Consider the following 12,419-nt stretch of genomic DNA (forward strand, 5'->3'; position numbering starts at 1 on the left):
GTGCTAGATACAGAAACCATGCGGACCTTTATTAAAGTAGTTGAGAGCAATAGCTTTTCAAAAGCGGCTAAGCTACTTTACAAAACACCAGCAGCAATTAGTTATCGTATTAAATCATTGGAAGCTGATCTTAATACTCAACTTTTTGAACGAACCACACGGACTGTGACACTAACGCTGGCAGGGCAACATCTTTATGAGCAATGTAGCCAATGGTTGCTTTGGTTATCAACCATGCCTGATGAGTTACAACAGATTCGTGATGGTGTTGAGCGAAAAATTAATATTACCATCAATAATCTGCTCTATGATGTTGAGGCGGTAGCCGATTTGTTGACGTTTTTAAAAGAGAAATTCCCTTTTACTACTTTCAATATAAATCGACAAGTTTATATGGGAGTGTGGGATTCGTTATTGCATGGTGAGTGCCATTTAGCGATTGGTGCAACAGGCACTGAATCGCTTGATACGATGATTAATATACTACCTCTTGGTGAAGTAAGTTGGGTGTTTGTGGCAGCCAAAAATCATCCGATCACCCAAATTGATGGGGCGTTATCTAATGATACTTTACGTAAGTATCCGGCAATTAATGTTGAAGATACCTCTGTGCATATGAATAAACGAGTGGCTTGGTTATTACCAAGTCAATCTGAGATTATTGTGCCAAATATTACCACTAAGTTGGCTTGCCATTTAAGAGGATTAGGTATTGGTTTTTTACCCAAATCAATCTGCCAATCTTATTTAGATTCAGGTGAATTGATTGCCTGTAAAGTGGTTAATGAGCGTAAGCCATCGCCATTGTCATTAGCATGGAAAAAATCGCATATGGGCAAAGTGATGAATGAAATTGTTAATCTGTTTAAGTTTCATCATCCCATTGCCAATAATTTTTTGAAAAATATAGATAAGAGAAGATGAGTTAGTGTAATCTTCAAACAATTAACTCGATATTAATAAAGGAAAAAATAATGTTAGACCTAGATAAATATGACCAAATTAATCCGCCTACGCGACTATTAATGGGACCAGGTCCAATCAATGCTGATCCTCGTGTCACTAGAGCGATGGCAGCACCTTTAATTGGCCAGTTTGACCCAGTTATGACTGATTATATGAATCAGACTATGTCACTTTATCGAGATATTTTTAAAACCAAAAATGAACAAACTTTTGTTATTGATGGTACTGCAAGAGCCGGTATTGAAGCCGTTCTTGTGTCAACAATTAAACCGGGTGACAAAGTATTAGTACCCGTATTTGGTCGTTTTGGTTTATTACTTTGTGAAATTGCCCACCGTTGTCGTGCTGATGTGCATACTATTGAAGTGCCATGGGGTGAAGTTTTTGATCCTAATGTTATTGAAGATGCTATCAAAAAAGTCAAACCCAAACTATTACTTTGCGTGCAAGGTGACACTTCAACCACATTATTGCAACCATTGGATAAAATTGGTGAAATTTGTCGTCGCCATGGTGTGTTGTCTTATGTCGATGCAACTGCTTCGATTGTGGGTAACCCACTTGAAGTTGATAAATGGCAACTTGATGGCGTTTCAGTGAGTTTACAAAAATGTTTAAGTGGACCTCCAGGTGTTGCTCCTCTTACTTTAAGTCCAAAAATGGTCGAAATTATTCAAGCTCGTAAATGTGTTGAACTGGGTATTCGTGCTGAAAATGATGCGGGTGGCCGAGATGAGATGATCTATTCTAACTATTTTGATATCGATATGATTATCCGTTACTGGAGTTCTGAACGTATCAACCACCACACTGAAGCGACCTCAATGCTTTATGCTGCACGCGAATGTGCTCGAATTGTGTTACAAGAAGGTTTAGATAACGTGATTGAGCGTCATCGCGTTAATGGGGCTGCAATGGTTGCTGGTTTACAAGCTATGGGACTTGAGTTGTTTGGCGATCTCGATCATAAAATGAATAATGTCGTTGGTGTGGTTCGTCCGGAACATATTAATGACCTTGAAGTTCGTAATTTAATGTTAAATGATTTTGGTATTGAAATCGGTGCTTCATTCGGTCCGCTTAAAGGTAATGTATGGCGTATTGGTACTATGGGCTATAATGCTAGAAAATCTTGTGTCATGCAAACATTAACCGCGTTTGAAGCTGTGTTAAATCGAGTTGGTTTTAAAACAGTACAAGGGGCTGGTTTACAAGCTGCCTGGAACGTTTATAACAGCTAATAATTAAATAATAATAAAAGTTCACTGAAGTGAGCGGAATTATACCCATTGGATTTTTGAGCTTTTAATTTAGAACGAAGTAATTTGTTGGTCAAAATGTCAACAAATTACTCTAAAAATAGAGTAAATTTAAAATAGTAGCAAAAATGTTAACTTTAAGTTAATTGGGATGATATTATTTAAGGAAATTTTATGAATAAATTGAATACTAAAATTCCTACCTCTGGGTATAATCAAAAAAAATGGAAAGGGCGTTATACCATTTTATTACTATTATGGTCAGGTTGGTTACTTTCGTTTCTTGATCGTATGGTAATGAATGTATCATTGCCGTTTATTGGCCATGATCTTGGTATCGATAAAACTGTACAAGGTTCAATTATTAGTGCATTTTTTATTGGTTATGCACTGTTCCAAATTCCCGGTGGTTATTTATCAGATAAATTTGGTCCGCGTAAAGTGATGGCTTTTGCCATTATTTGGTGGTCGATGTTTACGCTTTTTACCGGTCTAATTTATGTATTGCCATTAATGTTACTGACTCGCTTCATGTTTGGTGCCGGTGAAGGTTGTTTCCCTGCTTCGTCTTGGAAAACTATCGCCACTTATTTCCCTGCCAAAGAACGAGGACGAGCAACGGCAATTCAATCTTCCGTCAATACATTAGGACCAGCAATATCTGTAATTGTGGCAGTTGCCATTATTGAATGGTTAGGTTGGCGCGATGTATTTATCATCTTAAGTATTCCTGGTTTTATATTAGGCTTTTTTATCTATAAGTTTATTCGCAATAATCCATCTGAAAATAGTCTAATTGGTGCCGATGAACTGCAAGAATTAGAAATAATCAACGATAATGTCTCAGTCGAAGAGAGCTCGTCTTCGTTAATAGATGTATTGAAAATGCCAATACTCTGGAAGTTATCGCTAATTTGGTTCTTATTTGATATCACATTCTGGGGATTCACCACATGGTTACCAAGTTATTTACTTGAGGCAAGAGGATTATCGCTCTCCAAAACCGGTATCTTAGCTGCAATCCCATTCTTATTTGGTGCATTAGGGACCTTAGTTGGTGGCTATTTTGCTGATAAGTTCGAACAAAAATTAAAATATGTATATGGTTTAACCGCTTTTATCTCTGGGATATTTCTTTTCTTAATGTTCCAAGTCGATAATCTTGAGGCTGCTATAGTCTTCCAATGCGTATCAGCACTCTTTATGTTTATCGCATTTGCTATCTTTTGGGGAATGCTAATGCATATGATTCCGCCGGTAATCATGGGCAAAGCCTCAAGTATCGTCAACTTTGGTGGACAAGTTGCAGGCGTATTATCACCATTCATTATCGGCTTCCTTATCGACAACGCCAACGGAGGCTACAACCACGCCTTCTTATTTATGGTGATCGCGTTAATAAGCTCAGCGGTATTGACCTTTTTCATTAAAAAGATGAATATTTAGTTAATCAACATGATGAGAAATATTGGGAAAATACTCAAACTTGGTTTGAGTATTTTTTCTTTGATGAATTGTTTATTCTAAAAGTAATTTAATTTTGGCACCAATGGATGTCAAGAAGATGCCAAAAAATGATGCAATTAATAAGGCTGAAGGTTTATTAGTTAAGGTTGGTTTGATTGATAAGATTGATGCTTATCCAAATCAATTATCCGGTGGTCAACAACAACGTGTCGCGATTGCTAGATCATTGATGATGGACCCGAAAGTTATGCTTTTTGATGAACCTACTTCGGCGTTAGATCCTGAGTTAGTCGGTGAAGTTTTAGCCGTGATGAAGGCACTTGCTCAAGAGGGGATGACCATGGTGGTTGTCACGCATGAGATGGGTTTTGCTAGAGAGATGTCAACTCGTGTTATTTTTATCGATCAGGGCATCATTCAAGAGCAAGGTTCGCCTGAGCAAATTTTTAATAATCCTCAAAATGAAAGAACACAGCTATTTTTAAGTAAAGTATTATAATTGATCTACTTGATTGATTAAGCTATAAAAAAACCGCACTAATGAGTGCGGTTTTTTATTAAACATTAACTATCAGACTTAAGCTTTATATTTTTTCATGACAATTGAAGCGTTAGTGCCACCAAAACCAAAGCTATTTGACATTACTGTTGTTAATTCACGTTCAGTTGGCTCGGTAATAATGTTCATTCCAACTGCTTCATCAGCGAGTTCGTCGATGTTGATACTTGGTGTGATAAAGCCATGTTCAAGCATAAGTAATGAATAGATTAATTCTTGAGCTCCGGTTGCACTCAATGAGTGACCTGTCATTGATTTAGTCGAAGAGATAGCTGGAATGTTATCTCCAAATACTTGCTTGATTGCCCATAATTCTTTAACGTCACCAACTGGTGTTGAAGTTCCGTGTGTGTTGATATAATCAACTGGTGCGTCAAGACCTTGAATAGCGAGTTGCATACAACGCATAGCACCTTCACCAGATGGTGCAACCATGTCATAACCATCAGATGTTGCACCGTAACCAACTAGTTCACCATAGATATGTGCACCACGTGCAAGGGCGTGTTCAAGTTCTTCAACAACTACCATTCCAGCACCGCCAGCGATAACGAAACCGTCACGGTTTTTATCATAAGCGCGTGATGCTTTTTCTGGGGTGTCGTTGTATTTGGTTGATAATGCGCCCATTGCGTCAAATTCACATGACATTTCCCAGCAAAGTTCTTCTCCACCACCAGCAAATACAATGTCTTGTTTGCCAAGTTGGATAAGTTCTGCTGCATGACCAATACAGTGAACTGATGTTGCACAAGCAGATGTCATTGAGTAGCTAACACCTTTAATTTTAAATGGTGTGGCTAAACATGCAGATATTGCAGATGACATTGATTTAGTTACTGCGTAAGGACCAACACCTCTTAAACCTTTTTCTTTCATGCCGGCAACGACATTATATTGAGTTTTGGTTGAGCCACCATAACCAGCGATTAGACCAGTACGAGGATTGGATACTTGTTCTGGGGTTAATTTTGCATCTTCGATTGCTTGCTGTAGAGCCAGATAACCATAAATAGATGCATCGTTCATAAAACGGACAACTTTGCGATCAATAAGCCCAGTTGTATCTAATTTTACATTACCACATACATGACTGCGCATTCCGCTATCTTTCATTTCTTGAGAGAAAGTAATACCACTTCGGCCCACTTTCAATGATTCTAAAACTTCTTTGGTATTATTCCCAATACTTGAAAGAATACCTAATCCTGTGATTACTACACGTTTCATCTAATGCTTTACTCCTAAGTTAACCAGCTTCGTATGAAAAATTGGTGTGATTATAGCGTACACTTGTAAGCTGAACAATACCCTATGATTGATTTTATTTCACAATTTTTAAATAAGATAGGGTTAGTGGAATAAGTAATCAATAATACTCCCGCTTTTTACATTTTATTTATAGTCTCTTAATAAAGTAGAGTTTATATGCAGTTTTATTGAGCAAATATTTCCTATTTTTGATCTGATAATTTACTTGCAGATGCAAGTAAAATAGCTATAATACTGTAAATATATACAGTCATTGGTGGTAATTATGATTCAAGACAAAATGATGTCAAAGCTTGAGATCTTGGCAGAATCAGCAAAATATGATATTTCGTGCGCATCAAGCGGTACCTCACGCAATAATAAAAATAAAGGTATTGGTAGTGCCTCTCGTTGTGGTATCTGTCATTCTTTTACCGCCGATGGTCGATGTGTCTCATTATTAAAGATTATGCTAACCAATTACTGCATGTTTGATTGTGCTTACTGTATTAATCGCCAAAGTAATGATATCCCACGAGCTGGATTTACTCCAAAAGAATTAGCCGATTTAACCATTGAATTTTACCGTCGCAATTATATCGAAGGACTTTTTTTAAGTTCTGGCATTATGCGTAGTGCTGATCACACAATGGAAAAAATGATTCGGGTAGTCAAAATTCTACGTCAAGAATACAATTTTAATGGTTATATCCATATGAAAGCTATTCCTGGCGCAAGTAATGAGCTTATCAAAGAAGCCGGTTTATTAGTAGATAGAATGAGTGTCAATCTAGAGATTCCTACTGAACGTAATTTAAAATTACTTGCACCAGATAAAGATCATCAAACGATCTATCAACCAATGCGTCATATCCAACAAAATTTGATGGAAAATATTGAAGATCGCAAAAAAATTAAGTCTACTCCAAAATTTGTACCAGCAGGGCAGAGCACCCAGGTTATTATTGGGGCGACAGATGAAACCGATAATCAAATATTACAACTTACCGCCAAACTTTATAAACGCCCAAGCATGAAGCGGGTTTACTATTCGGGGTTTATTCCGGTCAATAGTTATGACAAGCGATTGCCGGTGTTGCAAGAAGTTCCACGCGTTCGCGAAAATCGTTTATACCAAGCTGATTGGTTACTTCGTTTTTATGATTTTAGCGTTGATGAGATTGTTAATGATGAACATCCTGATCTTGATTTAACTGTCGATCCAAAATTGTCTTGGGCGATTCGTAATCCGCAGTTTTTTCCGGTAGATATCAATCGTGACAGTTATCGAAAAATTTTGCGAGTTCCTGGCATTGGTGTTAAATCAGCAAAACTAATAGTGATGGCAAGGCGACATAGAAAACTTAATATTGAAGCGTTAAAACGCATAGGCGTTGTGCTTAAACGTGCGCAATTTTTTATTGTATGTCACGAAATGAGTACCTATAAATTGCTCGAGTCATCTGCTGAATATATTCGACTGAACCTGCAAGATCCGCCATTACTTGAACCTAAAAAAGATCCTATTCCTCAGCAGCTTGTGATGGGATGGTAAGTTATGCTAGCTTTTTATTATGACAAATCTTTCGAAGGATTGTTATGCGCGGTTTTTGATGCGTTTAAACTTAAAAAAATGCCGGAATGCTTGTTGTCGGATGATGATGTTGTACCGCTTTTGGTATCTGATTCTCACCATGTTGAATTTCGTAATAGCAAGTATGAAAGGGTATACTCGGCGCTACAAAAAAAGTTATCCAAGATTGCACTAAATCAGATCTTATTTACTTGGTTATCAGAGCTGCCTGAAAGTGATTTAATCATTTTTCGTTATATTTGCAAAGTATTTAAATCTAACTATTCAATTGAAACTGATTTTGGCGATCCAGATGTATTAGTCATTCATGATATCGCTAAAAAAGTGAATAAAGAAAAACACCATATCCAACAATTTGTTCGATTTAATGCTATCAAAAATCCAACAAGTGATGAAAAGATCTATTTTGCGGTTATTGGTCCCATTTATAATGCTTTACCATTAACGACACGATTCTTTAAAGATCGTTATGCCGACCAAAAATGGGCTATTTATGATGAAAAACGCCAGTATGGTTATTTTTATGATTTAGAAAAATTAGAGAAAATATCGTTAAACGATGATCTGATTGTCAATAACAAAATTAACCAAGATTATTTAACTGATGATGAAAAACTTTTTCAGACCATGTGGTACCGTTATTGTAATGCACTAACGATAAAAGAAAGAATTAACCCAAAATTACAACGACAAAATATGCCAAGACGATTTTGGCAACACTTACCTGAAATGCAGCAAAAATAAAAAACGCCGAACAAGCCGGCGTTTTTTATTAATGTAGGGAAAATTCTATTGGGCGTCGATATCGCTAATAATACCGTTGATGCTTTCTTGGCGTTGTTTCTCTTTTTTCTCATCAACTTTACCGCCTGACGCATTAAAGTCATTACGTTGGAAGTAAGCATTACGCATAAAGTTATAAGGGTCATCACTATTTTTAAGCAGATCTTCATACTCAATAGCTACGGCACGAGCTTCAACGCCATCAACAACGCCACGAACTAGTGCCCATTCCCAATCTAACCAAACAAGTGGTGGGTATAAGGTGTCAACGATGTCACCACCTTCCTGACGAAGTGTCGCAGAACCATAGAAAGGTAATACAACATAAGGACCATAAGGTACATCATAGTGACCTAATGTTTGACCAAAACTACGTTTAGAGCCTTTTTGCAATTGAGGATCCGCCATTCCAGCAACATCAAATATACCCGCCACACCAAAAACGGTATTGATAAAGAATCGAGCTAAATGTTTACCAGATTCACGGCCTTCACCTTGTAGTGCACTATTAACTACTGAAGCTGGCTCAGAAAGGTTAGATGAAAAATTAACAACGCCTTTACGCACAGGTGTTGGTACATAATCTTTCCATACCACAGCTGCAGGGCGTAAAATATAAGGATCAAGGGCATAATAGTTAACATCAAACATGGTTTTGTTAAAACCCGATAATGGGTCACTATAACTGTTGGTTTCAGCTTGATAAGTGGCACAACTTGTCAGTGCTAAAACCGAGAACATCATACCTATTATTCTTTTTTTCATAATGTTATAAATCATAATTGACGAATGTTAAGATTGTATCATGTTTGTTCAAAATAGAAAATTTTTCATTATTTAAATAGTAATATCTTGATAAATTTATTAGAATAACCGCCCGAGATGACCTCATAGTTAAATGGATATAACGAGCCCCTCCTAAGGGCTAGTTGCAGGTTCGATTCCTGCTGGGGTCAAATTCCCTTATATTCATTATTACTCCCTCTTACGCTCAAAGCCTCTATAAAACTGGGTTTATAGTATTTTTATCACTCCGCCACACTCTCTTTTACGTTTGACAACGCAAATTTTTTTACGGTATATTTACGGTATATTTTAATACCGTAATGAAAAATACCGTAAATCATGCTAACAATTAAATCAATCTAAACCTCAACATAAAAACTAAACTAAATAAATTGCCTTATTATTAAAGCTTGCATTCATACATTATGATCTCAGAATTAGTTTTTACTGCTGAGCAAATTATTAACAAAAATAATTTGGAAAAACATTAACTGATTAATATTACTAATAAAAAATTTCAACTTTACAGGATATAATCAAACTTGAGACGTTTGAGAGCGATGAGTTTAATCATTAGAATTATGGAAAACACTGAATACTATTTACGCGTGGTGACGTTAATAGTATTGATATTGATTTCCCTACACTGCCTGATAATCAGTCAGTAATCTAGATAATTCCTATATTTAGGTTTTTTTGATAGTTTTTGCAGTATTGAAAAAACAAAATTGATTTTAGGTCGCTTTTCTAGGCTGTATAATTTTTGTCGGTAATTTTCTCGATCAGCAACAACCAATTTGCGCTCCGCCTCTATTGAGGAGCTAATTTTATCTCGATCGTTGGTTTCAATTAGATGCGGCAGGGTGGCATATATTTTTACATTTCCGCACGTTCTGAAAATTTCAAACATATCGGCTTCGTATCTGATTGGCAACAAAAAATCAACCATTTTTTTTGCTGTTTTTAGCGTGATAATATAACCAGTAGTTCGAACAGCTTTGGCAACGGGAAAAACCTTAAAATTGCCGAGTTTAATTTTTTTATTTTTTGCGTATTCGAAATCGCCAGTTAGCAAAAAAATCCCGTTTTTTGTTTTTTTTTCAAAATCCCTCATAAAATCTAGAGTTCTATTATCAAGGACAGCATCGTCCTCGATAATTAGCGCGTATGGTAAACCTCTGCTTATAATTTCCCTGTATACGCCAATATGACTGAGCGCACACCCAATTTCTCCGTTTGTCAAAAAACAATTTTGATAATCGTAAACGTTGTCACGTATAAAACTTTCATCTAGTTTACTCCCATCAATAGCTGTGAAAATCTCAAAATCCATTTTCAATTTATCACATAAATTAGAAATTCTATTTCGTTTATCAACCGCGCTGTCCAGATTTATTACAAATGTTTTCATTAATTAACTTTTCACTAACATAATTTACAATACTGCTGAGTGATAAATATATATTTGATTCAACTAATTAGCAACAATTTATTTAAAAATAACAGCAATTGGTTACCAGATATAGCAAAATTTACTATTTTATCTAGTGATTTTGTATTTGATATAAGACATACTTTGTATCATGAAGGATGTTGTTATAAATTAACTAATTAATATTTTAAATTAATTCCTGCTGGGTCAAATTCCCTTATATTCATTATGACGCCTTTTTACTTTAATCCTGCCTATTAATCTTGTAATTTATTCAATTAAAAAAGTTGAGGAGCGGGGTTTTTTGAACATCTTCTGCATCTCTTTTCTTAATCTTTCTCTTGTACGATAAAAGATTGTTGATATATCGATAATATTTATCTAAAAACAAAAAGCTTAAACCTTTGCTGTTAAAGTATTGTAATGAATGAAAATATATGTATAAATATAAAATGTATTTTATATGAATTATTTAGGAAATAATTAATGGCTAAATTAATAAGAATTTTTATTTTAACGCTGATGGTTATTAGCGTGAACTCCTGTTCAAGTAGAGGCGATTTATGTTTGTTTGGCTATACTGACAATGAATTTCCAGATTATGATAAAGAATATTGGCGATCAGTTGTAAAGAATAAATCAAAAGCTTCAAAAAGTGATCTTGAAAAATGTAATCAAGAAACAGAAAATACAAGAGTAATTATGGTTAATATCTTTACCGAGTTGTGTTCAAGTGGGCATATATCTCAGGAAAATTTACCTAATGCAATTGCGATTCAGCACAATTATCTTGAGGACCATTTTAGATCAAGACCTAAAAATTTGATAGGAACAACGGACCAAATTTTTCTCCGGCTTTTAGGCGAAAATATCGAAAATAAACCGCTTAATGCAGATTTACTTCATAAAGCATGTGCTCGTTATATACCCCAAAATAACATACGTTATCATTATCAAGGAATCGGTCCCGATTCTCAGTTTTTCTATTATTTTAATAAGTATCATTTTCAACAATGTATGCGCAGAAATAACTTTGAGTTAATTACTCCTACAAAAACAGAGAGATGGTGTAAGGGAGTTATGTGGTAAATTTGCTATGCTATTATTTCGCTTTAGTTAATTTGGCCTGTTGTTTTAATTGGACTTAACTGCATTAATGACAACTTTAGACTTTGCGATATAAAAGTCTGGGACTTGCTTACTCAATCAATTCTATATCGACAGCATGAAGCTTGATGCATTTAACTTTATTCCCCGTAAATACTTTATTGAGAGATATCGATTGCAATAAATTGAAAATGAACAAAAGTACTCAAAAATTAAATTTTTTGGGTATTTCTCCTCATTATTTTTGTTAATATTTGGATTAATTATTCTAAGGGAAATAGATATGAAAAAAATACTGTTAATTCTTTTAATGATTCCGTTTTTTGTTTTTGCTAATGATAAACAGAGTTTATCAAATCAAGAAATTAAACAAAAAATTATTGGAAAGTGGAATATGTATCAAATTGGTCAACGAGCACAAATTGTTACATTTTATGATGATGGAAAAGTTAGTTATAAAACTTATATTTGTAATGATAATTCCCAAAAAGCATTATATGATGGCGAATTTTTTAAGCAATATAAAGTAGAGGATGGAGTTATATACTTAGGCGAATTATTAGTTGAGGATGGATATATCGAAAAACTAAAAGTAGAAAATATAGAAAACTCCAGACTAAAACTTGTCTATGACATGCCAGATTACTTTTACAATAAATTAGAAATCAATTTCTTAAACACCACCGGTAAGAATACCCAGCCTTTTTGTGAATTTAACACAGTAAACCCTTTTAGTCATAAAGTTGATAGAAAAAAACTTCAAGATTATTTGAATATATTGCAGGATAAAATTATAGAAGGCTTTAAAAAACAGACTCCTAAAGATTTAGATGTATACACAGTATTGCAAGATGTTTATAAGAATAATAATGAATTGTTCTTTAAATTAACCATAAAAAATTTTTCAATAAAAGATGCTAATGATGAAACATTAAAAGCCTTTTTAAGCGTATTTGCAGTAGATAAATACTGTGATATTGATAAGTCTGACAATAAAATACTGCAACGTCTAAAAAATATATTCCCAAATGGGGCATCTTATGTATATTCTTTTGATAATGGAGAGCCTTTAGTCATTCATGTGGATAATAGTAGTTGCCAAAAACAATGAAATAAATTAGGAAGCATATTTAATTAAAATAAAAATGGGCCTGAACTAAAGTTGGGCTATTCATTGTTTTACTAAAAATCAAGGCGCCTCAAGTCGTTTTGTAT

10 protein-coding genes, 1 tRNA gene and 1 pseudogene are annotated in these 12,419 nt (G+C 34.8%); 9 read left to right on the forward strand and 3 right to left on the reverse strand.

Going from position 1 to position 12,419, the window contains the following annotated elements:
• The 4 genes and pseudogenes from allS to J3U24_RS08030 form a co-directional block, all read left to right on the forward strand.
• Positions 1-924 carry an HTH-type transcriptional activator AllS gene (allS, locus tag J3U24_RS08015; RefSeq protein WP_065562976.1) on the forward strand — a complete coding sequence of 308 codons (924 nt, stop codon included), beginning with the start codon at positions 1-3 and terminating at the stop codon, positions 922-924.
• A gap of 50 nt (positions 925-974) precedes the next feature.
• A complete protein-coding gene (locus tag J3U24_RS08020; RefSeq protein WP_065562977.1) occupies positions 975-2,207 on the forward strand; it encodes a pyridoxal-phosphate-dependent aminotransferase family protein in 1,233 nt (410 codons plus the stop codon).
• Between the two features lie 192 nt (positions 2,208-2,399).
• The gene (locus J3U24_RS08025) at positions 2,400-3,671 is read left to right on the forward strand and encodes an MFS transporter (RefSeq protein ID WP_065733979.1); all 1,272 of its coding nucleotides are present in this window, start codon (positions 2,400-2,402) and stop codon (positions 3,669-3,671) included.
• 85 nt (positions 3,672-3,756) lie between these two features.
• A pseudogene (locus J3U24_RS08030) lies at positions 3,757-4,191 on the forward strand (amino acid ABC transporter ATP-binding protein); the annotation flags it as partial.
• Positions 4,192-4,269: 78 nt separating this feature from the next.
• Here J3U24_RS08030 and fabB read toward each other — a convergent pair.
• Positions 4,270-5,481, reverse strand: a complete 1,212-nt coding sequence (gene fabB, locus J3U24_RS08035) for a beta-ketoacyl-ACP synthase I (RefSeq protein WP_267337623.1) — start codon at positions 5,479-5,481, stop codon at positions 4,270-4,272.
• A gap of 310 nt (positions 5,482-5,791) precedes the next feature.
• On the opposite strand from fabB, the gene J3U24_RS08040 reads away from it, so the two are divergent.
• A complete protein-coding gene (locus J3U24_RS08040) occupies positions 5,792-7,057 on the forward strand; it encodes a putative DNA modification/repair radical SAM protein (protein WP_416380508.1) in 1,266 nt (421 codons plus the stop codon).
• A gap of 3 nt (positions 7,058-7,060) precedes the next feature.
• The gene (locus J3U24_RS08045) at positions 7,061-7,840 is read left to right on the forward strand and encodes a TIGR03915 family putative DNA repair protein (protein ID WP_267337621.1); all 780 of its coding nucleotides are present in this window, start codon (positions 7,061-7,063) and stop codon (positions 7,838-7,840) included.
• 45 nt (positions 7,841-7,885) lie between these two features.
• Here J3U24_RS08045 and J3U24_RS08050 read toward each other — a convergent pair whose 3' ends face one another.
• Complete coding sequence (locus tag J3U24_RS08050) at positions 7,886-8,644, reverse strand: MlaA family lipoprotein (protein WP_065562984.1); 759 nt, start codon at positions 8,642-8,644, stop codon at positions 7,886-7,888.
• 119 nt (positions 8,645-8,763) lie between these two features.
• On the opposite strand from J3U24_RS08050, the gene J3U24_RS08055 reads away from it, so the two are divergent.
• A tRNA-Arg gene (locus J3U24_RS08055) sits at positions 8,764-8,835 on the forward strand.
• A gap of 491 nt (positions 8,836-9,326) precedes the next feature.
• Here J3U24_RS08055 and J3U24_RS08060 read toward each other — a convergent pair.
• Complete coding sequence (locus tag J3U24_RS08060) at positions 9,327-10,076, reverse strand: glycosyltransferase family 25 protein (RefSeq protein ID WP_267337620.1); 750 nt, start codon at positions 10,074-10,076, stop codon at positions 9,327-9,329.
• 507 nt (positions 10,077-10,583) lie between these two features.
• On the opposite strand from J3U24_RS08060, the gene J3U24_RS08065 reads away from it, so the two are divergent.
• Positions 10,584-11,186, forward strand: coding sequence for a hypothetical protein (locus J3U24_RS08065; RefSeq protein WP_267337619.1), 603 nt, complete (start codon positions 10,584-10,586; stop codon positions 11,184-11,186).
• A gap of 301 nt (positions 11,187-11,487) precedes the next feature.
• On the forward strand, positions 11,488-12,315 hold the full coding sequence (locus J3U24_RS08070; protein ID WP_267337618.1) for a hypothetical protein: 828 nt from the start codon (positions 11,488-11,490) through the stop codon (positions 12,313-12,315).
• Positions 12,316-12,419: the final 104 nt, after the last annotated feature.

The organism is Gilliamella sp. B2785, from assembly GCF_026537005.1.
Lineage (GTDB): Bacteria > Pseudomonadota > Gammaproteobacteria > Enterobacterales > Orbaceae > Gilliamella > Gilliamella apicola_E.

What these genes read in the sequence shown, in the direction of transcription:
- J3U24_RS08020 (WP_065562977.1), top strand. Translation starts at nt 975, where the DNA reads ATGTTAGACCTAGATAAATATGACCAAATTAATCCGCCTACGCGACTA.
- J3U24_RS08025 (WP_065733979.1), top strand. Translation starts at nt 2,400, where the DNA reads ATGAATAAATTGAATACTAAAATTCCTACCTCTGGGTATAATCAAAAA.
- fabB (WP_267337623.1), bottom strand. Translation starts at nt 5,481, where the DNA reads ATGAAACGTGTAGTAATCACAGGATTAGGTATTCTTTCAAGTATTGGG.
- J3U24_RS08045 (WP_267337621.1), top strand. Translation starts at nt 7,061, where the DNA reads ATGCTAGCTTTTTATTATGACAAATCTTTCGAAGGATTGTTATGCGCG.
- J3U24_RS08050 (WP_065562984.1), bottom strand. Translation starts at nt 8,644, where the DNA reads ATGAAAAAAAGAATAATAGGTATGATGTTCTCGGTTTTAGCACTGACA.
- J3U24_RS08060 (WP_267337620.1), bottom strand. Translation starts at nt 10,076, where the DNA reads ATGAAAACATTTGTAATAAATCTGGACAGCGCGGTTGATAAACGAAAT.
- J3U24_RS08065 (WP_267337619.1), top strand. Translation starts at nt 10,584, where the DNA reads ATGGCTAAATTAATAAGAATTTTTATTTTAACGCTGATGGTTATTAGC.
- J3U24_RS08070 (WP_267337618.1), top strand. Translation starts at nt 11,488, where the DNA reads ATGAAAAAAATACTGTTAATTCTTTTAATGATTCCGTTTTTTGTTTTT.